Raw genomic sequence first — 21,493 nt, forward strand, 5'->3', positions numbered from 1 at the left:
TGACGCTCGCGCTAGCTGCTTCGCAAAATTGAGTACCCGATGACCGATTTTCCGGCCCTTGAGCCGCAGTTCCTTGACGCCCCGACGCTCGCCAAGCTGGAGCCGCCGAAGGTCTCCTCGCACCCGCCGCGCATCCTGCTGCTCTACGGCTCGCTGCGCGAACGGTCCTACAGCCGCTTCCTGACCGAGGAGGCCGCTCGCATCCTTGAGCGCCTTGGCGCAGAGACGAAGATCTTCGATCCCACCGGCTTGCCTCTGCCGGACGCGGAGTCGCCCGATCACCCCAAGGTGCAGGAACTGCGCGCACTGTCCCTCTGGTCGGAAGGCCAGGTGTGGTGCAGTCCCGAACGCCACGGCGCGGTCACCGGGATCATGAAGGCCCAGATCGACTGGATTCCTCTGGAGGTCGGCAGCGTTCGCCCGACGCAAGGACGCACGCTGGCGGTCATGCAAGTCAGCGGCGGCTCACAGTCGTTCAACGCCGTGAACACGCTGCGCCTGCTGGGACGCTGGATGCGAATGATCACCATTCCGAACCAGTCCTCGGTGGCCAAAGCCTATCAGGAGTTCGACGAGGCCGGCCGCATGAAGCCGTCGGCCTACTACGATCGGGTGGTCGACGTGATGGAGGAACTGGTGAAGTTCACTCTGCTGACCCGAGGCCGCTCCGACTATCTGGTCGACCGCTATAGCGAGCGGAAGGCCGAGGGGCGGGTGACGGTCGGCGACGAACTGGGCGCCATCGCCATGGCTCATGAGCGGAAGGCCAGCTAGTGCGGCCGCTCACTCAGGAAGAGCAGCTCAACCGAGATTGCTTCTGTATCGACGTGGATCCGGACCACGTCTGGTCGATTGTCGACCGGGCAGGGGGCGGCGTCGTCCCGCTCGACGTGCTGAAGGCCGCACGTCCGCACCTCTTCTCCGAGGCCCCGGTGTTCCTGTCGGCCGCCGACCTGGCGGCGATGCAAGCCGTCGTGGCGGCCATCGAGGCGGTCGCAGAGTTGCCTGCCTTCCAGGACCTCGTGCTGGGCTGGGCGCCAGAGATCGCGAAGGCTGACCCTGGGCCGCGCGGCGCCTTCATGGGCTACGACTTCCACCTGACCCCTGAGGGGCCCAAGCTCATCGAGGTCAACACAAACGCCGGAGGCGCCTTCCTGAACGCCTTGCTGGCGCAGGCCCAGGTCGCCTGCTGCCCTCAGGTGCGGGCGCTCGTGCCGGCGGCGACGCCGTTGGAGGATTTCGAGGCCGCCGCCTGGCGCATGTTCGAGGCCGAGTGGCGACTGCAGGGAAGGGCAGGGCATTCGCGCGTTGTCGCCATCATCGATGAGCGGCCGGAGGAGCAGTATCTCTATCCCGAGTTCCTGCTGGCCCAGGCCTTCTTTGAGCGCCACGGCGTGGAGGCGCTGATCGCGGATCCCCGAGACCTGCGCTTAGAAGGCGGGCGCCTGCGCCTGGGCGGCGTGGCCATCGACATGGTCTACAATCGCCTGGTCGACTTCTCGTTTTGCCGGCCCGAACACGCCGTCCTTCGGCAGGCCTATTCGACCGGCGACGTGGTCGTGACTCCCAACCCGCGCAATCACGCCCTGCTGGCTGACAAGCGCAACCTGACGATACTGTCGGACCCACAGCGGTTGGAAGAGCTGGGTGTTCCAACGGGCCTCCGCCGCGCGTTGGCTCGCCTACCTGATGCGCGCCTGGTGACGCCCGAGAACGCCGACGCGCTTTGGCGGGGGCGAAAATCGCTGTTCTTCAAGCCGGCGAACGGCCATGCCGGGAAGGCGGTCTATCGCGGCGACAAGCTGACGCGCGGCGTCTGGGAGACGATCGTCCGGGGCGGCTACATCGCTCAGGACTTTGCGCCGCCCAGCGAGCGCCACGTCCAGGTCGACGGTGACCCGCAGCCCCGAAAGATGGACGTCCGCCTCTACACCTATGCCGGCGAGACGATGCTCGCCGCCGCGCGTCTCTATCAGGGCCAGACGACCAACTTCCGGACGCCGGGAGGCGGATTTGCGCCGGTGATCACGCTCGCATAGTTCGAAGCGCCTGAACGTGCAGGGAGGCGCTTTCATGATTCACGCGTGCGAGTTCGGCGAGACCTAGGTCTCTTCGTGACACGCAAGGGCGACGCGGCAGATCGAGGGCTAAAGAAGCCCGGCAGCGTGTGCGCTTGGCGGTGGGAGGCGAGTGGGTCCGGCGCGCATTTTTCTGGTTGATCCTCTAGCAGCTAGAGCAATTAGGGTCGGCTTGGAAACAAGGTCGCCCACGATGACGAAGACCGACGCTAGCGCCCTAGACGTGGTTCGCTACCGGATCACCGGCATGGACTGTGGCGACTGCGCCGCCAAGATCGAGAAGGCGGTCGGCAAGCTGCCCGGCGTAGAGGAAGCACGCGTCTCCATCGCCACGTCGCTGATGACGCTGAAGCTTGACAACCCGGCGCTCCGCGCGCCGACGGTCGAGCAGGCGGTGGAGTCGCTCGGCTATCGGCTCGACCGGCTGCGAGAAGCGGTTACGGACGACGACGATTTGCCGGACCTCAGTCATGTTACGCCGGCCTACAAGCGGGCGCTCTGGCTCGTCGTTTTGATCAACGCTGGCTATGGCCTGGTCCAGATGGCCGCCGGTTTTGTGGCAGGCTCGCAGGCGCTTAAGGCCGACGCATTGGACTTCATGGGCGACGGGACCATCACCTTCTTGGGCCTCCTGGCCATCGGCTGGTCGCTCGTTTGGCGCGCGCGCTCCGCCCTCATGCAGGGCGTATTCCTAGGGCTGCTGGGCGCCGGCGTCCTGCTCAACACGGCCTATCGGGTGCTGGTGCTCAACCGTCCGGAGGCCGAGATCATGGGGGTCTTCGGCGTGATCGCCCTGGTCGCCAACGTGATCGCCGCGCTCCTGCTCGTGCCGCACCGGAGCGGCGATGCTAACGCGAAGGCGGTCTGGCTGTTCTCGCGCAACGACGCGCTCGGCAACCTCGCCGTAGTCATCGCCGCGGGCCTCGTCGCCTGGACCGGCACGGCCTGGCCCGACCTCGTCGTGGCCGTGATCATCGCGGGCCTCTTCCTTCAATCCTCCTGGTCGATCGTCCGCCATGCGCGGACGGACCTGCGCGAGGCGCGCCTCTTGGCGGCGGCATGAGTGCGGGGATGAGACGCGGTCCAACGCCATTGTCTCCCAGGGCGCCGCTGGGATTGCCGGCGCGGGCGGTCAAAGATCTGCATCAGGCCGTGGCGCACGCCAACGCCGGTCGCTGGACGGACGCCCGGGGCTATGCAGAGAGGGTCCTGGCCGTGCAGCCTCGGGACCCGTCGGCCATGAATGTGCTCGGCACGGTCGCGTTGAACACGGGGCGCGCCGGGGAGGCCATCACGTGGTTCGAGCGGGCGGCGACAGGGCAGCCGAAAAATCCGTTCATTCAGTACAACCTGGGGGAGGCCCACCGGCGCGCGCAAGCTTACGAGGCTGCCGCCGCGGCGTTCGTACGCGCCGGCCGGCTGAAGCCGGATTTCGCCGAGGCCTTCGCCGCCGCCGGGGACACGCTTCGGCGGCTCGGCCGAAGCGGCGAGGCCGAGGCTCACTACAAGAAGGCGCTTCGAATCGCACCGGCCTTGGCCGCGGCGCTGAGCGGGTATGGCCTGTTGCGCCTCGGCGTCAGCGATCCGGCCGGCGCCGCCGACCTCTTCGCTGCGGGCCTGAGTGCAACGTCGCTCGGCCATCCATTGCGAGCCGCCCTGCTCACGAACCTCGGCCTTGCGCTTCTGCAGCTCGGGCAAGGTGTTGGGGGGCTCGACGCGCTCGCGCAGGCCGTGGAGGCAGCCCCCGACGACGACGGGGCTTGGCGGCGGTTGGCCCGGGCGCTGCGGCACACGCGCGTGGCTCCGGCGACGCCCGTCTTTCGCGCGCTCCTTCTCCAGCTGTTCGATCGCACTGACGTCAATCCCCGCAACCTGGCGACCGCGGCCATCGCCGTCCTGCGTCAGGATCCGGAGATCGATCGGCTCCTCGGATCGATCGCCGTTGCCCCGCGGATGTTGGCGAAGACGCTGGAGCGCGAGGCCGCGGCCGCCACTCGGCTGGTGGCGGATCCGCTGTTCCGAGGCCTCCTGGCCTCAGCGCCGATCCCGGACGTCGGGATCGAGTTGCTGCTTGTGCAACTGCGGGCGGATCTTCTGGTGCTTGCAGACCGAGAACCCGAGGCGCTCGAAGGGGAGCTCGGCCTCGCGGTTGCGCTCGCCCGGCAGGCGTTCCTCAACGAGTACGCCCACTTCGCCGAAGCGGAGGAGCAACGGCGGGTGGACGCCCAGATCGCCGCCCTCGACCACGGCGAACTGGACGCTGGAGACGCGGCGCGGGTCGCGATCGTGGCCGCCTATCGGCCGCTGGCGTCGACGCCCTTAGCCGCGCGTCTCCGGGCCAGGCCCCTGCCGGCGCTTGCCGACCTGCTGCGCGAACAGCTAGCCGAGCCGGCCGAGGAGGCGGCGCTGCGCGCCGCCCTTCCGATTCTCAAGTCTCCAACCGACGCCGTCTCGCTCGCGGTCCGGGCGCAGTACGAGCAGAATCCCTATCCCCGCTGGACCCGCGGCAGCCTTGACGAGCCGCTGGCCTTCCGCTCGGCGGTGCAGAGCGCTGTCCCGGACTTGCCGGCCTGCGAGGTTCCTGACCTTGAGCGGCCGCGCGTGCTTGTGGCCGGCTGCGGCACGGGCCTCGAAACCCTGCGCGTGGCGAACATCTACCGCGGCGCCTCGATCCTTGCCGTCGACCTCAGTGCGACGAGCCTCGGCTACGCCATGCGCAAGGCCCGGGAATACGAGCTGACCGAGGTCCAGCACCTGCAGGCCGACATCCTCGACCTGCCAGCGCTCAGCGAGCGCTTCGACCTAATCGACAGCTTCGGAGTGCTGCACCACATGGCCGATCCGGCCAAGGCGCTGCAGGTTGTCGCCGAGTTGCTCAAGCCCGAAGGATTCCTTCTCGTTGGTCTCTACAGCGAGATCGGCAGGCAAGCGGTGGTGGCGGCGCGAGCGCACATCGCGCGGTCCGGCTATCGGGATGACGCCGAAGGCATACGGGCGTTGCGGCGGGACCTGATGCTCGACGGCGAGCCGCCGGAGCTGGAGGGCGTGATGAGCCCGGCCTCCGACTTCTGGACGCTCTCGGACTGTCGGGACCTACTGTTCCACGTGAACGAGCATCGCTTCACCCTGCTGCAGGTCGGCGAATTGCTGGGCGGTGCCGGGCTCGAGTTCCTCGGCGTGCAGTTCGGCCATGCGGCCGATCAGGCGCGTTACCTTGCGGAGAACCAGCGAACGGCCGCCCTGCGCGATTTCGAGCGTCTGCATCGGTACGAGCTGCAGTATCCCGAGACCTTCGGGGACACCTATCGGCTCTGGGCCCGTCCTAGGAGGCCATCGAGGTGAGACAGCCCCTTGTGTCGCCGCACGTCGACCTTCCGAAGGAGCAGCGAGCCGTGCTTCAGCAGTCGCTCCTGGCCTTAGCCGTCTGCGCCCCGATCCTCGTGATCGCTAGCCTGGGCCTGCCCAGGATCTTCACCTTTCCCGAGCCCCTGGTGGAGCGACTGGCCTTCGCACTCAGGGCCGGACTCGTAGTCGTGCTTTGGGTCGTGCTGGGCGTGCGGATGGTCGCCAAGGTGCGGTTTGAGTCCGCGGAGGACAATGCAGGTTCCGCCTACAGCCGGCCAAGTCCTCGCCTAGCGGTGCCAAGAGCCTTCCTCCAGAACACCCTCGAACAGGCGTTCATCACGGTCGTCGCAATCCTCGCACTCGCTACGGTCGGCGGCGAAGCGGCGCTAGCCTACGTTATTGCGACCGTCGTGCTCTTCAGCCTCGGGCGGGTGACTTTCCTGCGCGGCTATCCGCATGGCGCGGGCGGTCGCGCCTTCGGCATCGCCATGACGGTGCTCCCCGGCCTCGGCGCCATTGGCTGGGCGGCGATCGACGTTGCGTCCGAGGTGGCGGCCTTGGGCTGAGCTCGACTCCATCCGCCGCCACAGGTGGTGAAGCCGTGACAGTGCTGCCGCATCGAAGCGGCTGGACCCCGCCGCATATGTCGCCGTACCGCACGAGTTACACAGTCGGTTACACAGCTCGCTTGACGCGGAAATAAAATATATTAGAATCAAAAGATTGGTGGAATCGGAGGGGACTCAAAATCCGGTTCCGAAAGGAGTGTCGGTTCGAGCCCGACCGCCCGCACCACCTGTCTTTTCCATCAGTGACCAGCGCGTGCGCGCGGCGGGGAATCGGGGCCATCTGCGGGCATCGCGTAAGCGCACACTCTCAATCGTGGAACCCATCAGATGAATACGACCGAACTCGCCGACGCCGTCGCGCAACTGGATGGCAAGATCACCAAGGCCCAGGCCAAGCAGATCGTCGACGCCGTCTTCAAGACGATCGAAGCCGCCGCCGTGCGCGGCGAAGAAGTGTCGGTGCCCGGCTTTGGCAAGTTCAAGGTGCAGGACAAGCCGGCCCGCACGGGTCGCAACCCGAGCACGGGCGCGACCATCGAGATCGCCGCGACCCGCAAGGTGGTCTTCCAGCCCGGCAAGGCGCTCAAGGACGCCGTCGCCGGCTAGACCCGAGGTTCGCTGGGGCGCCTGCGGAGCCGTGAGCCGGCTGCGCAGGCGCTGTCCGGCGGCCTAGCAGGCGCCGCCGGTCACCGGGTTGCAGCGGAAGCCGCCCGCGAACGGCTTCACCTCATAGTCGTTGCCGAAGACGTTCGGGGCCCAGGGATAGTCGGTCGAGACGATCTGGGCGCCGCTGGCCAGGGCCGCGTCGCGGCGCGTCACGTCGTTCTGGCGCGCCTCGAAGGTGTCGATGTCGCTGCGTGAACGGACCAGGCGGCCGCTGGCGACCAGCTCGCGGATCTCGCTTCCGCGGGTCAGGGCGTTGTCGACCATGACGAAGGCCGCATGGGCCATGCCGGGCTCGCCCTGGACGAAGGCCAGCCGGCCCTCCAGGTTCGGATGGCCGTCCAGATAGGGCTTGAAGGCCTCGAGGTTCATCCCCGGCACGATCATCAGGAACACGAACTTGCCGCGCGCCTGGCCCACGGTCGGCCAGGCCCCGGCCAGGGCGGCCTCTTCCAGCGTCTGGTGACGGCCGCGCAGGTCGTCGGGGGCGACCACGCGCTCGCGGCCGATGATCTCGCCGATCGAGGCGTCCATCTCGGCGAAGGCCTTGGCGTCGAACGGGATCAGCTTGGTGGCGTCGGGCGCGAAGGCGGCCAGGCTGCTGAACTTCGGCTCCAGCAGCACGAACACCGGCGAGTGGCCGCGATTGGCGTCCGACCAGGCCCGCATCTGCTGCAGGCACAGCCGGAAGGTCGGGCAACTGCTGCGGAAGTCGATGTCGGCCGCATGCAGGGTTTTCAGCCCCGGCTCCTTGAGCGCGTCGGAATAGAGCGGGGCCAGGTCCCTGGCGCCCTTCTCGCGCAGCAGCCGGTAGGCGAGGGGATCGGAGAACCGGCCGCCCTCGTGGTCGACATTGAGGTCGAACTCCAGGCTGCGCAGGCCCGCGCGCAGTTGCATCTCGATCGGCGGGTGGACGTATTCCAGCCCGGCCTGCAGGTCCGCGGCCAGCGGGTTGGGATGCTCGTCGGCGAAGCGCGCGGCCATGGCCGGGGGCATCATCTTCATCATCCCGTCCAGGGTCGGCTGGATCAGCGGCTTCATCACCGAGAACACGCGCGGGTCGGCGGGCTGGCTGTAGCTGTTGTGGGTGCCGACCACCTGGATCTGGTTGAGCTTCAGGTCATCGCCCGGCGCCGGGGCGGCCGAGGCGGCGGACGCGAACGCCAGGGCCGCGAGGCTGGTCATCAGTTTTTGCATGAGGATCTCTTCAGGCTAGCGGACGATGCGGACGCGAACGCCGACCATGCGGGGATTGGCGCGGATCGAGGTGGGCACGCCGAAGAACTTGCCGCCGTTGCCGACGTCGCGGACCCAGTCCTGGTCGAGCAGGTTCTCGGCATAGGCTTCGACCAGCAGGCCCTCGGCGCTTTCGGCGCCGATCCGCAGGTCCACCAGGCCGAAGGCCTTCTGCTTTTCGGTGTCGAGGTTGTCGTTGTTGAGGAAGTACTCCGAGCGCCAGGCGTAGTTGGCGTTCACGAAGCCGTCCCAGCTTCCGGCCAGCGGGCGGCGGTAGTCGGCGCTGAGCGAGGTGGTGTGTTCCGGGGCCATCCGGAACACGTTGCCCGACCGGTCGACCAACTGGCCGCCGACCACCTCGCGGAACTCGTCGTACTGGGTGTGCAGGTAGGCGTAGGCGCCCGACAGGGTCAGCTCGGGCGTCACCTTGAAGCCGCCGTTCAGCTCCACGCCCCAGGCCGAGGCCTTGCCGGCGTTGACGACGCCGACGGTCAGGTCGACGGCGCGGGTCTGGAAGTCGTTGTAGTCGTAGGTGAAGGCCGCGGCCTCGAAGTAGAGCCGGTCCATCAGCGTGCCCTTGGCGCCGATCTCGAAGTTCACGACCTCCTCGGTCTTCACCTCGCCGAACACCGGGGTCGGCTGGCCGTTCACCGGCGCGCCGAAGGTGGTCTGGGGATAGCCCGCCTTCAGCCCGCGCGAGGCGCCGGCATAGATGTTGACCTGGTCGGTCAGCCGGTAGGTGAGGGCGATCCGCGGCTGGACCATGTCGTAGTCGGCGCTGTTGGCGAACTCGTGGCCCAGCGAGTTGGACAGGCCGTTGGGCAGGGCGATCGGCTGGACGCCGTCGACCGTGCTGACCAGCGACGAGTTGCGGACGGTCGCCTTGTCGTGGGTGAAGCGGACCCCGGCGTCCAGCACCAGGCGATCGGTGATGTCGTAGCTGCCGTTGGCGTAGGCCGACCAGCTCTCGCGGTCGTTGCGGGTGTCGGAGAGGGTCGAGTTGCCGGTGGTCACCGGCAGCAGGATGTTCGTGCCCGGCACGGGGAACAGGGCGACCGGGGTCGTGCTCCTGGGGAAGCCGGCCAGCAGCAACTGTTCGTTGATCACGAACTCCGACTGGTTGAAGGTCTTGTCCTTGTAGAAGCTGACCCCGCCGACGGCGCGGAAGGCGCCGCCCTGGTCGTAGGCGAGGCGGAACTCCTGGCTCAGGATGCTCTGGTCGTCGGCCAGGTTGCGGCCGATCAGGAAGTCGTAGGTGGTGCCGTCGACGTCCCAGGATTCGGAGAAGTCCACCTCGCGCCAGGCGCTGATCGACTTGAGGTTCCAGCCCTCGGCGAAGTCCCAGTCGGCCAGCAGGGCCGCGCCGCTCTGGCGACGCTTCTGCGGCGGCTGGTAGCGGGTCTGGCCGGCGTCCGAGAACCAATCGGTGTCGCCGCCGGGCGAGGCGATGTTGATGGCCTTGGTCATCGCCGCCGCGTCGTTGTCGGCCTGGTGGTCGAGGATGAGGTCGAAGGTCAGGTCGGGGCTCGGCGTCCAGCGCAGCGAGGCGCGGGCCGTCCACAGGTCGTCGTCGTTCAGCTTCTTGGAGCCGCCCAGATTGTTGGCGTAGCCCTCGCGCTCGCGGCGGCGCACCGCCACGCGCAGGCCCAGCTCGTCCTCGATGATCGGCAGGTTGGCCATGCCGGTGATGCTGTAGAGGTTGTAGGAGCCGTACTGCCCCTCCAGCGACCAGCCGGCCTGCGACAGGTCGGGGCGGCGGGTGACGACGGCGACGGCGCCGATCTGCGAGCCGCGGCCGTAGAGGGTGCCCTGCGGGCCCTTGGCGACCTCGACGCGCTCGATGTCGAACAGTTCCTTGAGCATGCCGCGCGAGCGGCTGGTGTCGACGTCGTTGAGGAAGAACGAGATGCTGGGCTCGGACACCGCCCCGGCGTTGCCGGCCTCGATGCCGCGCATGACGAAGCTGGCCGAGGAGTCGGTCTGCTGCTGCACGAAGAAGCCCGGCGTGCGGGTGGAGAGCCGCTCGAAGTCGGTGAGGTTCTGCTGTTCGAGGTTGGCGCCGCTGAAGGCGGCGATGGAGATCGGCACGTCCTTCAGCTTCTGCTCGCGCTTCTGGGCGGTGACGATGACCTCCTCGACCGCCAGCGGGTCGGTGGCGGCCTGAGCGAACGCTTGTTCAGTTGCGATGGCGCTGGCGCCGATGGCCAGAAGCGCCCGCAGCGTGCGGCGGCGAACGTGCGCGGTCTTGAGCATTATTGATCCCCTGTGGCTCGGACCGGCGCCTTCTAGGGCTTCAAGGGAGTGCTCAGGAAAACAGTTGTGCGAAATTTTTGCGACGGATTGCGGCCGCGATCGTCATTCCGCAGAACAAGTGTTCAGGTTTCGCGCCCGACGATCCAGTCGACGACGCCGAGGGGCGGGTCCTGGCCCGCCGCGCGCGCCAGCAGGGTCGCCCCCAGCCGGGCGATGGACGCGCACTGGGCGGTGCAGAGATCGATCTCGGCGCCCGTCCGCTCGGCCAGCCGCCGCCGCAGGTTCTCGCCGCGCAGCCGCCGCAGGTCGACGGCGTAGGGGCGCAGTTCGGGCTCGCGGGCCGCGGCCAGCGCCACCGAGATCGTGCCGCGTGCGACGAACGCCTCGACCGGCCCCTGCGGCGGGGTCAGCCGGCCCTGGGCGACCAGGTAGATGACCGTCAGCCCGGCGTGCAGCAGGTCCAGGCGCGTGCGGAAATGGTAGGCGACGGACGAGGCCGGCGCCTCGGCGCGCTCGCCCACCGCCCTGTGGGTGACCCCTTCGGCGCCGCGCGCCACGATCACCTCGCCGGCCGCCAGGGCGATGGATTGCGCGCGCCCGGAGAACGGCTCGCGCGAGGCCGGGCCCGGCAGCTCCAGCGCCGGGTCGAGCCGCCGCACCACCGCCTCGAAGAAGGCGGGGTCCGAGAGGCCAAGGCCGTCGCCCCGTCCGGCCAGCCGCTCCAGGGTCATGCGCCGCATCAGCCGGTAGTCCGCCTCGCCGTCCTGAGCCAGGCTGTGAACGGTCTCGTCGGTCACGTAGCCCATCGCAGCGTTGGCCCAGGCGGCGGGATCGTCGACGCGCCCCGCGAACAGCTCGCGCCAGAAGGCGCGGCGCGCCGTGATCCAGGGCGCGATCAGGCTGCGCGCCTCGGGGTCGTTCACCGCGGCCAGCAGCAGTTCGCACCAGATCAGGCTGGTGACCCGGGCCGGCCCGGCCGCCTCGTCCAGATAGGCTTCGAGCAGGGCGGCGATGGCCCCGGGCCGCAGGCCCGGCAGGTCCGCGAACCGCTGGGCGAAGGCCGCATGCCGCGCGGCGTCGGCCTCGCGCTCGATCGCCACCAGCCGCTCGATCAACTGGCCCTTGGACCCGAAGTGATAGGTGAGCGCGGCCACCGTCGCGCCGCTGGCCTCGGCGAGGGGCCGCAGGGTGAGGTCGCGGAAGCCGCCGGCCGCCAGGCGCGTGCGCGCCGCGTCCAGAATCCGCTCGGCCGGGGCGGGGCTGCTCGACTCGGCCTGGATCATCCGCCCGCGGGCTCCCGATCGGCGCCCGCGGCGGGGCGAAGGGCGCCAGTCTTGCGCACACCGCGCGGCGCTCGGCAACGGCCGCCGCGCGCCGCGCCGTCATGTCAGCCGGCGAAGGCCTTCTCGTAGACATAGGCCCCCGGCTCGGCCAGCGAGCCTTCGGCGAAGCCGCGGGCGTCGAGCAGCGCGCGCAGGTCGGCCAGCATCGGCGGGCCGCCGCAGACCATCAGCCGGTCGTTCGAGGGATCGAGCGGCGGCAGGTCGAGGTCGCGCGCCAGCTTGCCGGACTCGATCAGGTCGGTGATCCGTCCCTGGGTCTTGAAGGCGCCGCGCGTCAGGGTCGGATAGTAGGACAGCCGCTCGCCCACGAACTCGCCGAGCTCGGGATGGGCGTGCAGGGTCTCCAGCAGCTCGCGATAGCCGAGATCGGCCTCGGCCCGGCAGGTGTGGGTCAGGACCACGCGCTCGAAGCGGTCATAGACTTCCGGGTCGCGCGCCAGGCTCAGGAACGGGGCGAGGCCGGTGCCGGTGGCCAGCAGGTAGAGGGTGCGGCCCGGCAGCAGCGCGTCCAGCACCAGGGTGCCGGTCGGCTTGCGGCCGACCAGCACCTCGTCGCCGACCTGGATGCTTTGCAGGCGCGAGGTCAACGGGCCGTCGGCGACCTTGATCGAGTAGAATTCCAGCTCCTCGGCGTAGTGCGGGCTGGCGATGGAATAGGCGCGCACCAGCGGGCGGCCAGCGACCTCCAGCCCGATCATCACGAACTGGCCGCTCTGGAAGCGCAGGGCCGGCGAGCGGGTGGTCCTGAAGGTGAAGAGCTGGTCGGTCCAGTGGTGGACGTGGGTGACGTGCTCGACGTTGAAGGCGGCGTTGGCCTTGGGGGCGGCCGTGACGGCGGTCATCGTCTGGAACTCCTACTTGATCATGAGCAACAGGGCGCTGGCCAGCAGCATCGCGCCGACGAAGGCCGCGCCCGCCCCGGCCGGAGCGGCCCAGCGCGGGCGGTAGGGGATGAGCAGGGTCAGGGCGAGGGCGGCCAGCATGATCGCCCCGACCCACTGGACCGGGCCGAACTTCCAGCCGTCGGCCAGCACCGAGCAGCCGAAGGCGGCGGCCAGGGCGGCGGCGGCGCCCCAGCGATACTGGCGCTGGCGCACGGGCTCCAGCTTGCGGCCCAGCAGCTCGGGCTGGTGCTTGGCCATCGAGGCGCAGATGCCGACGAAGCCGGCATAGGCGAAGAACAGCATGGCGATGTGGATCACGCCGCCTCCTTGGCGAGCGCGGGCGCCGCCTTGCGCTTGGGTTTCACCGCCGGCTTGTAGCGGGCCGCCTTCCAGCCGCAGAAGGCCAGGACGCCGCCCAGGGCCACCAGGGTCAGGTCGAACGCCACCATGGCCCAGTCGCCGTGCAGGGCGTTGGCGGCCAGGTTGCGCGAGGGCGTGGTGATCGCGCTGACGACCGGCAGGGCCGCGACCAGGACGGCCGCCGCGCCCAGGGTCTCGACCCAGGCCTTCTTCGCCGGCCGCAGGCAGGCGTAGAGGATCATGCCGCCCCAGAGGATGAACATGCTGTGCACCTCCCAGGCCGAGCGCTCGGCCATCCCGACCGGCAGCAGGCGGTTGGCCCACAGCATGGCGGCCATGCCGGCCGGCACGCCGGCGATCGTGCCGATGTTCAGGCGCTCGACCAGCCGGAAGCCGAAATGCGGGCGCCCGGGATCGGGCAGTTGCTGGCGACGCTTCACCGTCCAGAGCACCAGGCCGGTCGCCACCATGGCGCAGCCGGCCAGGCTGCACAGGAAGTAGATCCAGCGCAGCACGGGTTCGGAGAACCGGCCCATGTGCAGGCCGTACATGGCGCCGTTGGCGACATTGGCGGGACCGGGCTGCGGCGAGGCCGAGAGCAGCTTGCCCAAGGCGTCGAAGGTCAGCGATCCGCCGCGATAGGAGAGCTTGTCGCCGGAATGGCGGGTCACCTCGATCGTGGCGGTGGAGTCGCCCGGGTTCCGCACGCTGACGATCCAGGGGCGGCCGCCGCCCCAGACCCTTGAGGCCTCGTCCAGGACCTTGGGCAGCGGGGCGAGCGGCGTGGGAACGCCGCTGCGCTCCACCTCCTCGGCGCGCGGGAACAGGGCCTTGAAGTAGGCGTCCTCGGTCTTGTAGTTCGCGAGCACGCCCCAGGGCATGTACATCGCCATCAGGGTGACCAGCCCGGTGTAGGTGATCATGGCGTGGAACGGCAGCGCCAGGACGGCGGTCAGGTTGTGCGCGTCCAGCCAGGACCGCTGCGCCGCCTTGGTCGGGCGGAAGGTGAAGAAGTCCTTGAAGATGCGCTTGTGGGTGATCACCCCGGAGACGATCGCCACCAGCATGAACATCGCGCAGAAGCCGGCCACCCAGCGGCCGAACAGCACCGGCATGTAGTGCATCTGGAAGTGGAAGCGATAGAAGAACTCGCCGCCGCGGGTGTCGCGCGGCTTGACGACCTCGCCGCTGGCCGCGTCGAGCGTGGCCTGGGTGTCGCGGTTGCGGCCGCGACGGCGCGGGCGGTCCTCCTCGCCGGGCTGGGGCTGCGGCTGCCAGAAGACCCGGGCCGTGGCCTGGCGCTCGTCCGGCAGGGTGATCGACCAGCTCTTGGCGTCGGGCGCGACCCTCGACAGGTAGGCCGCCGCGCCCGCAGCGGCGGTGCGATAGTCCGCCGGCATGCCGGTCTCCGGCTCCATCCAGCGGGTGATCTCGGGCCGGAAGTAGGTGGCCGTGCCGGTCAGGAACATGGCCAGCAGCACCCAGCCGACCAGCAGGCCGCTCCAGGTGTGCAGCCAGGCCATGGATTGGCGGAAGGAACCGTTCATATGCGCGGCTCCCACAGCAGCGACAGCCAGAGGACGCCGCCGAGCAGGGCGCAGCCGGCCGCCAGGCCCAGCCAGACCCGCCAGGTCTTGGGATCGGCGAAGCACCAGACGGCGACCGCCGCATAGACGGCGAACGACAGCAGGGTGGCGGCGATGGCGGCCTCTTCGGGTCCCCCGGGCAGCAGCCGGGCGAGCACCGCGGTCGACAGCGCGGCGACGAGGTAGCCGATCAGGATGGCCGCCACGGCGCGGGCGGCGACATCCAGGCGCTGGCGCAGGGTCGGCCCTCTCGGGCCCTTGCGCCTGGCGTCCGGCGCGGTCTGCGTCACGGCCATGGCCCTAGAACGCCGCTCGCAGGGTGAGCGTGACCTTGCGCGGTTCGCCGTAGTAGCCGCCGTTGTAGAAGCCGACGCGGCGATAGTAGGTCTCGTCGAACAGGTTATCGACGTTGAGCGTGGCGCTCAGCTTCTCGTTGAAGCGATAGCGCGCCATCAGGTTGGCCAGCACATAGGCGTCCTGGCTGACATTGACCCGCATGGTCGGCGGGTTGGTCCCCGGCGCGCTGGTGTTGCCCGGAACCGGAATGGTCGCGGCGGTGTAGATCTCGCTCTGCCAGTTCAGGCCGCCGCCGATGGTCAGGCCCTCCAGCGGACCGGGCAGGTCGTAGGTCGTATAGATGCGGGCGATGTTGCGCGGGTTGAGGGTGTTGATCCGCACCTTCGCCGCGTTCTCGGTGTAGGCGTAGGTGTAGCCGCCGGCGATGCGCCAGCGCGGGGTGAGCTGGCCGGTGACCTCGGCCTCGAAGCCGCGGGTCTCGGCGCCCGTCACCGCCCGGAAGGCCGAGCCGCCGTCGGGCAGGATGAAGCCGTCGGGAACCGTCGGGTCCAGTTCGGCGAGATTGTCCTGCTTCACATAGAAGCCGACCACCGCCGCATAGAGTTGGCCCTCGAAGAACTCGCCCTTCAGGCCGCCTTCGTAGTTGGTCCCGACGACCGGCGGGAGCTGGGCGTTGTTCCTGTCCTTGTTGCTCTGCGGCTTGAAGAGGTCGGAGTAGCTGACATAGGCCGAGATCTGCGAGGTGATGTCGAAGATCGCCCCGAAATAGGGGGTCACCTTGTCTTCGGAGTAGGCGTTGGTGGTCCGGTCGTAGACGCCGGCCAGGTCATAGCGGTCGACCTTGGTCTCCCACTGGCTGCTGCGCGCGCCGACGATGACCTTCAGGCGATCGGTCGGGTTGAAGCGCACGGCGCCGTAGACGCCGCTCTCCTTGGTCCGCTCGATCTGCGCGGGGGTGCCGTAGCGCAGCAGCGCCGGCTCGGGGATGCGGCCGTCCCAGGTGAAGATGTTGGGAATGGTCATCGCATAGGGGCGCCGGGAGGCGTCGATGGCGTCGTTCATCGTCGTGCCCTCGCGGTCGTAGCCGTTGGCTCCGATCACCAGCTCATGCTTGCGGCCGAACAGTTCGAACGGGCCGGTCGCGTAGACGTCGAACGCGGTCTCCTCCTGCTCGAAGACGTTGTAGTAATCCGCGACGATCATGCCGCTGCCGTCGTTGGGATCGGGGTAGCCGCCGTAGCCGTAGTAGAGCAGGGCGGTGGACTCGCTCTGGCGCTTGTTGACCGCGGCGCGGAACTTCCAGTCGCCCGGCAGCCGCTGTTCGAGCACCGCATAGAGGTTCGAGGTGTTGCGGTCCCAGGTGCTCCAGCGCGCGGCGGCGTTGTAGGCGCGCTCGAAGCTGGTCGGCGAGCCGTCGCGGTAATAGAGCGGCGAGGTGCCCCAGGTCGTGCCCTTGGGCGTCACCTCGGTGTAATCGTACCCCAGGCGGACCAGGGTGGTGTCGGTGACGTCGGCCTCGACGACGGCCAGGCCGATCTTCTTCTTCTCCTCGTAGAAGTCGATGTACGACTCCCTGTCCTCGAAGGCCCCGGCGACACGCGCGCGCACGCGGCCTTCGGCGAAGACGGGGCCGGAGAGGTCGGCCTCGACCCGGCCGCGGTTCCAACTGCCGACGAGGGCGGCGATCGAGCCCTTGACCTCGCGAGTCGGGGCCTTGCGGATCAGGTTGACGGTGGCGGAGGGATCGCCCGATCCGGTCACCAGGCCGGTCGCGCCCCGCACCACCTCGACGCGGTCATAGAGCACGGTGTCGCCCATCACGCTGCTGCCCGACGAATAGGCCGTCGGCACGCCGTCGAGCTGGAAGTTCGAGATCGAGAACCCGCGCGAGGTGAAGTTCACGCGGTTGGAATCGTTCTCCTGGACGGTGATGCCGGTGGTCTGCTCCAGCACGTTGGCGATGGTCGCCAGGCCGAAGTCGTCCATCCGCTCGCGGGTGATGACGGTCACCGACTGCGGGGTCTCGCGCAGGGACAGCGGCAGCTTGGCGGCGGATTCGGTGACCTTGGCGGCGTAGCCTTCCTTCACCCCGGTGACGACCACGCCCTCGACGGTGGAGTCCGCCTCGTCGGCGAAGGCGGGGGTCGTCAGGGCGGTGGCGGCGAGCAGGGACAAGGCCAAGGCGGCCGGGCGGATCTTGGCGGAACGCGAACTGTGCAACGACTGAACCCCGATACTGACCGTCGCCCCCAAGGCGCCGGTGACGGACGCGGGTTTAGCGCTTGGCCTCTTAATTGCAATCGATTCTTATTATCATTCGCAATGTAGGCGGGTGCGCCCGGCGGCGGCGCCTCAGGCGGGCTTGGTGGCGGCGAGGCCGTACATCAGAGGAATGCGGGGCATGTTGTCGGGCGGGGCGAGGCGTCCCTGGCCAAGGTCGCGCATCGCCTCGAAACCGGCCCAGCCGTTGGCGTAGGGATATTCCTTCAACTGCTCGATCCGCAGGCCCGCCTCGACCAGGGCGCTGACCACCTGGCCAAGGCCCCAACAGAACTCGAAGGCCGGGTTCGGATTGCGGAAGTCCTCGATCCCGGAGTGATAGGCGTCCAGCGCCAGGGTCTCGCCGGACGCAGCCACGTAGTCGCCCACCCCGTCCGGCTCGGGGATCGCTCCTTCTGCGAAGTAGTCGTGGCGCGGCGTCCACTTCGGGTCGAAGACCAAGGCGAAGGGATGGAACTCGACCATGGCGAACCGCCCGCCGGGCGCCAGCATGTCGGCGATCCCGCGGGCCCACGGCTTCAGGTCCGAGAGCCAGCAGATCGTGCCGTAGGAGGTGAACACCCGCTCGAACCTGCGCCCATCCGACCGCGCCGCCTCGAACCAGTCGAACAGGTCCGAGCGCTCGAAGCGGGCGGGCAGGCCGCTGTCGGCCGAGAGCCGTGCGGCGAAGGCGATAGCCTCGTCCGAGATGTCGACGCCGGTCACCTGCGCGCCCAGCCGGGCGAGGCTGAGGCTGTCCTGGCCCGAATTGCACTGCAGGTGCAGCAGGCTCAGCCCGGCGACGTCGCCGAGCAACTCCAGTTCTTCGGGAAACAGCGTCGATCCGCCGGCGCGGAAGAACGCTGCCTGGTCGCCCTTGTGGCTGTTATGGGCCTTGGTCGCCTCGTTCCAGGAGAGGCGGTTCGCCTCGTGCAGGTCGCGTCGCATGGCGGGTTTGTCCATCGGATCGGTGCAGGAACGGTGGAGGCGGCGCTCAGCCTGGCCTGGCCGACAGATAAGCCGCATAGCCCAGCGCCTGGTAGAGCCTGGCCGGCGCGGTGAACCCGGCTTCGCCGAGCAAGTCGGTCAGCCGCCGCTCGCTGACCGGATGGAACTCAGCGGCCATCCGCTGCTCGGCCTTGGCCAGCGTGACGGGATCGAGACCGGCCGCGACCAGCCAGGCGCGATAGGCGCCGGGCGGCGACAGGTCCGCCATGAGGTCTGCGCAGGCGAGCACGCCGCCCGGCTTCAGCTTGGCGGCGATGTCGGTCAGGAACCTGCTCCGCCCGCCGTCGTCGGCCAGGAAATGGCCGACCAGGATGGCGGTGGCGGCGTCGAAGCCGGCCTCGCCCAAGTCCGGGGTGTAGCCGGTGTGGAAGCCGATGCGTGCGGCGATCCCCGCCCGTTCGGCGCGCTCGCGGGCCAGGGCGATCATGTCCGGCTCGGGATCCAGGGCGACGAACCTCCAGCCGGGCGCGGCCCTGGCCAGGGCCAGCAGGTCCTCGCCGTCGCCCGCTCCGACCACCAGCAGCCGGGCCTGGGCCGGCAGCGCCGCGAGCAGCGCGGCGGCGATCATCTCGTGCATCGCCTCGTAGCCGGGAACGCGGGCGCGGATCTTGGCGCCGTAGGCGAGGGCTTCAGCTCCCGTGAACATGGGCCTGCCGCGACCTGGGCTTCGGATCGGCCGGCAGGGCGCCCTGGGTCAGGTCGGCCAGGATCGGGCAGTCGGGCCGGTCGTCGCCGGCGCAACAGTGCGAAAGGTGGCGCAGGGTCTCGGCCATGGACTGCATCTCGGCGATGCGGGCGTCCAGGTCGGCCAGGTGCTTGTCGGCGATGGCCTTCACCTCGCGGCTGGGCCGGTCGCGGTCGCGCCACAGCGACAGCAACTGGGTGATCTCCGGCATCGAGAAGCCCAGCGAGCGGGCGCGCCGGATGAAGCGCAGTTCGTTGATCTCGCGCTCGTCGTACTCGCGGTAGTTGGCGTCGGTCCGCGCCGAGGGGCGCACCAGCCCGATCTCGTCGTAGTAGCGGATCATCTTGGTCGTCACGCCGGACGCCCTGGCCGCCTGTCCGATGTTCATGAGGGTCTCCTTTCAGGCTGCGACCGGAGGCCGGAAGGCCTTCAGCCGCAGGGCGTTGGTCAGGACGCTGACGCTCGACAGCGCCATGGCGCCGGCCGCCACCATCGGCGAGAGCAGCAGGCCGAAGCTGGGGAAGAGGACGCCCGCCGCCACCGGGATCAGGATGACGTTGTAGCCGAACGCCCAGATCAGGTTCTGGCGGATGTTGTTCATCACCGCCCGGCTGAGCGCCGCGGCGGTCGCCACCGCCCGCAGGTCGCTGCGCATCAGCACCACGTCGGCGCTCTCGATGGCCACGTCGGCGCCGGCGCCCATGGCGATGCCGACGTCGGCGGCGGCCAGGGCCGGGGCGTCGTTGACCCCGTCGCCGGCGAAGGCGATGGCGCCGAACCGGGCGCGCAGCGCCGCGATGGCCGCCACCTTGCCGTCGGGCAGGACCTCGGCCTCGATCTCGTCCAGGCCCAGCTTGGCGGCCACGGCGCGGGCGGTGTGGGCGTTGTCGCCGGTGATCATCGCCACCTTCAGCCCCATGGCGTGCAGGGCGGCCAGGGCTTCGGGCGTCGTCGGCTTGATCGGATCGGCCACCGCCAGGATCGCCGCCAGCCGGCCGTCGAGCGCGACATAGAGCGGGCTCTTGGCCTCGGCGCCCAGCCGCGCGGCGGTCGCGGCGAAGACGCCGACGTCGAGGCCGAGCTTCTCCATGAAGCGGTCGGCGCCGACCTGGACCAGCCGGCCCTCGACCCTGGCCTGGGCGCCGAAGCCGGGAACCGCCTCGAAGTCCTGGGGCGTGGCGACCGCGCCGCCCCTGGCCCTGGCCGCCTCGACGATGGCCTCGGCGATCGGGTGCTCCGAGCGGCTTTCCACCGCCGCGGCGAGGCTAAGGACCGCGGGCTCGTCGAAGCTTTCGGCGACTTGCAGGTCGGTGAGGACGGGGCGGCCGAGGGTCAGGGTGCCGGTCTTGTCGAAGGCCACCACCTTGATGTCGCGCAGCGCCTGCAGCGCTTCGCCGCGGCGGAACAGCACGCCCAGCTCGGCGGCCCTGCCGGTCCCGACCATGATCGAGGTCGGCGTCGCCAGGCCCATGGCGCACGGGCAGGCGATGATCAGCACCGCTACCGCATTGACCAGGGCGAAGGCCAGGGCCGGGCTCGGCCCGAACACCATCCAGGCGGCGAAGGTCAGCACGGCGGCGGCGATCACCGCCGGCACGAACCACGCGGTCACCTTGTCCACCGTCGCCTGGATCGGCAGCTTCGAGCCCTGGGCGGCTTCGACCATGCGCACGATCTGGGCCAGCATCGTCTCCGAGCCGACCTTGGTGGCGCGGAAGCGGAAGGCGCCCGTCTTGTTGACCGTGCCGCCGACCACGGCGGCGCCGAGGGTCTTCTCCACCGGGATCGGCTCGCCGGTGATCATGGATTCGTCGACGAACGAGGCGCCGTCCACGACCTCGCCGTCGACTGCGACCCGCTCGCCCGGACGCACGGCCACGACGTCGCCGACGATGACCTCGGCGATCGGGATCTCGACCTCCTCGCCGCCGCGCACGACGCGGGCGGTCTTGGCCTGCAGGGTCATCAGCCGCTTGATCGCCTCGCTGGTGCGGCCCTTGGCCTGGGCCTCGAACAGCCGGCCCAGCAGGATCAGGGTCACGATGACTGCGGCGGCCTCGTAGTAGACGTGGTCCGCGCCGGCCGGCAGCAGGAACGGCGCGAAGGTCGCCACCGCCGAATAGGCGAAGGCCGCCGTGGTCCCCAGCACCACCAGCGAGTTCATGTCCGGGGTGCGGCGGATCAGGTTCGGCACGCCCTTGCGGAAGAACCGCAGGCCCGGCCCGAACAGCACGACGGCGGCCAGCACGAAGCTCGCCAGTCGCCAGGGCTGCTCGCCGATGGTCGCGGCCAGCCAGTGGTGCGCGCCCGGAATGAAGTGGCGGCCCATCTCGATCAGGAACAGCGGCAGGGTCCCGGCGGCGGCGACGGCCACCGCCCGCTTCAGGCCGCCGATCTCCGCCTCGCGGGCCTCGCGTTCGCGATCGGCCAGGTCGGGGGCGGCGGCCGCGTCGACGGCCTCGGCGCTGTAGCCGGCCGCGGCGACGGCGGCGATCAGGGCCGCGGTCTCGGTCCCGCCGGCCAGGGCGCGGACCTGGGCCCGCTCGGTGGCCAGGTTCACCTGCGCGTCCAGCACGCCGGGCACGGCCTTCAGCGCCTTCTCGACCCGGCTGACGCAGGAGGCGCAGGTCATCCCGCCGATCTTCAGTTCGACGTTGCGGTCCAGCGGCTCGTAGCCGGCCTTGCGGATCGCCGCGACGACGGCGGCGATGTCGCCCTCCGGCGTCAGCTCCACATGGGCGCGCTCGGCGGCCAGGTTGACGCTGGCGGCGGCGACGCCGGGCGCCGCCGCGATCGCCTTCTCGACCCGCCCGACGCACGAGGCGCAGGTCATCCCCAGGATGGGGATCTCCAGCGGCTTGAGGGTGATCTGCGACATGGCGGGCTCCTGGATGTGCGATGCCCGTCATCAATGAACTTTCCCATCA

The 21,493-nt window shown here is 69.6% G+C and carries 18 protein-coding genes; 6 read left to right on the forward strand and 12 right to left on the reverse strand.

The genetic code is table 11. The features are described 5' to 3' along the window. Positions 1–39: 39 nt before the first annotated feature. The 6 genes from arsH (at position 40) to RTL41_RS03545 (ending at position 6,598) form a co-directional block, all read left to right on the forward strand. Positions 40–774, forward strand: a complete 735-nt coding sequence (gene arsH / locus RTL41_RS03520) for an arsenical resistance protein ArsH (protein WP_183776772.1) — start codon at positions 40–42, stop codon at positions 772–774. Further along, positions 774–2,039, forward strand: coding sequence for a hypothetical protein (locus tag RTL41_RS03525; RefSeq protein WP_183776776.1), 1,266 nt, complete (start codon positions 774–776; stop codon positions 2,037–2,039). Before arsH ends, RTL41_RS03525 begins: the two co-directional genes overlap by 1 nt. Positions 2,040–2,271: 232 nt before the next feature. Next, entirely contained in the window at positions 2,272–3,141 is an 870-nt protein-coding gene (locus RTL41_RS03530; RefSeq protein WP_183776781.1) for a cation transporter, read from the forward strand. A gap of 8 nt (positions 3,142–3,149) precedes the next feature. Then, positions 3,150–5,420: a methyltransferase domain-containing protein gene (locus RTL41_RS03535; RefSeq protein WP_183776785.1), complete on the forward strand. Its 2,271-nt coding sequence runs from the start codon at positions 3,150–3,152 to the stop codon at positions 5,418–5,420. 50 nt (positions 5,421–5,470) lie between these two features. Beyond that, entirely contained in the window at positions 5,471–5,989 is a 519-nt protein-coding gene (locus RTL41_RS03540; RefSeq protein ID WP_312161399.1) for an MAPEG family protein, read from the forward strand. 330 nt (positions 5,990–6,319) lie between these two features. Further along, positions 6,320–6,598, forward strand: coding sequence for an HU family DNA-binding protein (locus RTL41_RS03545; RefSeq protein ID WP_312161402.1), 279 nt, complete (start codon positions 6,320–6,322; stop codon positions 6,596–6,598). A gap of 63 nt (positions 6,599–6,661) precedes the next feature. On the opposite strand, the gene RTL41_RS03550 is transcribed toward RTL41_RS03545, so the two are convergent. The 12 genes from RTL41_RS03550 to RTL41_RS03605 all read right to left on the reverse strand — a co-directional run bounded on the left by RTL41_RS03550 (position 6,662) and on the right by RTL41_RS03605 (position 21,444). Continuing rightward, positions 6,662–7,852 carry a Ca2+-dependent phosphoinositide-specific phospholipase C gene (locus RTL41_RS03550; RefSeq protein ID WP_312161405.1) on the reverse strand — a complete coding sequence of 397 codons (1,191 nt, stop codon included), beginning with the start codon at positions 7,850–7,852 and terminating at the stop codon, positions 6,662–6,664. Between the two features lie 15 nt (positions 7,853–7,867). Beyond that, positions 7,868–10,144 carry a TonB-dependent receptor gene (locus tag RTL41_RS03555; protein ID WP_312161408.1) on the reverse strand — a complete coding sequence of 759 codons (2,277 nt, stop codon included), beginning with the start codon at positions 10,142–10,144 and terminating at the stop codon, positions 7,868–7,870. A 122-nt stretch (positions 10,145–10,266) separates the two neighbouring features. After that, positions 10,267–11,427: a TetR family transcriptional regulator gene (locus RTL41_RS03560; RefSeq protein ID WP_312161411.1), complete on the reverse strand. Its 1,161-nt coding sequence runs from the start codon at positions 11,425–11,427 to the stop codon at positions 10,267–10,269. Positions 11,428–11,531: 104 nt separating this feature from the next. Beyond that, positions 11,532–12,329 carry a ferredoxin--NADP reductase gene (locus RTL41_RS03565; protein ID WP_312161413.1) on the reverse strand — a complete coding sequence of 266 codons (798 nt, stop codon included), beginning with the start codon at positions 12,327–12,329 and terminating at the stop codon, positions 11,532–11,534. A 12-nt stretch (positions 12,330–12,341) separates the two neighbouring features. Further along, positions 12,342–12,689, reverse strand: a complete 348-nt coding sequence (locus RTL41_RS03570) for a DUF3325 domain-containing protein (RefSeq protein WP_312161415.1) — start codon at positions 12,687–12,689, stop codon at positions 12,342–12,344. Continuing rightward, on the reverse strand, positions 12,686–14,278 hold the full coding sequence (locus RTL41_RS03575; RefSeq protein ID WP_312161417.1) for a PepSY-associated TM helix domain-containing protein: 1,593 nt from the start codon (positions 14,276–14,278) through the stop codon (positions 12,686–12,688). The genes RTL41_RS03570 and RTL41_RS03575 overlap by 4 nt, the downstream gene beginning before the upstream one ends. After that, positions 14,275–14,613, reverse strand: a complete 339-nt coding sequence (locus RTL41_RS03580) for a hypothetical protein (protein ID WP_312161420.1) — start codon at positions 14,611–14,613, stop codon at positions 14,275–14,277. The genes RTL41_RS03575 and RTL41_RS03580 overlap by 4 nt, the downstream gene beginning before the upstream one ends. Before the next feature lie 4 nt (positions 14,614–14,617). Beyond that, the gene (locus RTL41_RS03585) at positions 14,618–16,795 is read right to left on the reverse strand and encodes a TonB-dependent siderophore receptor (RefSeq protein ID WP_312161422.1); all 2,178 of its coding nucleotides are present in this window, start codon (positions 16,793–16,795) and stop codon (positions 14,618–14,620) included. Positions 16,796–16,966: 171 nt separating this feature from the next. Beyond that, positions 16,967–17,821 (reverse strand): class I SAM-dependent methyltransferase, encoded by an 855-nt coding sequence (locus RTL41_RS03590; protein WP_312161424.1) that lies wholly within the window; start codon positions 17,819–17,821, stop codon positions 16,967–16,969. Between the two features lie 46 nt (positions 17,822–17,867). Beyond that, positions 17,868–18,527, reverse strand: coding sequence for a class I SAM-dependent methyltransferase (locus RTL41_RS03595; protein WP_312161427.1), 660 nt, complete (start codon positions 18,525–18,527; stop codon positions 17,868–17,870). Then, entirely contained in the window at positions 18,511–18,954 is a 444-nt protein-coding gene (cueR, locus tag RTL41_RS03600; RefSeq protein WP_312161429.1) for a Cu(I)-responsive transcriptional regulator, read from the reverse strand. The genes RTL41_RS03595 and cueR overlap by 17 nt, the downstream gene beginning before the upstream one ends. Positions 18,955–18,966: 12 nt before the next feature. Continuing rightward, a complete protein-coding gene (locus RTL41_RS03605) occupies positions 18,967–21,444 on the reverse strand; it encodes a heavy metal translocating P-type ATPase (RefSeq protein ID WP_312161432.1) in 2,478 nt (825 codons plus the stop codon). Positions 21,445–21,493: the final 49 nt, after the last annotated feature.

This window comes from Phenylobacterium sp. (assembly GCF_031984885.1).
In the GTDB taxonomy this organism is placed as follows: Bacteria; Pseudomonadota; Alphaproteobacteria; order Caulobacterales; family Caulobacteraceae; genus Phenylobacterium.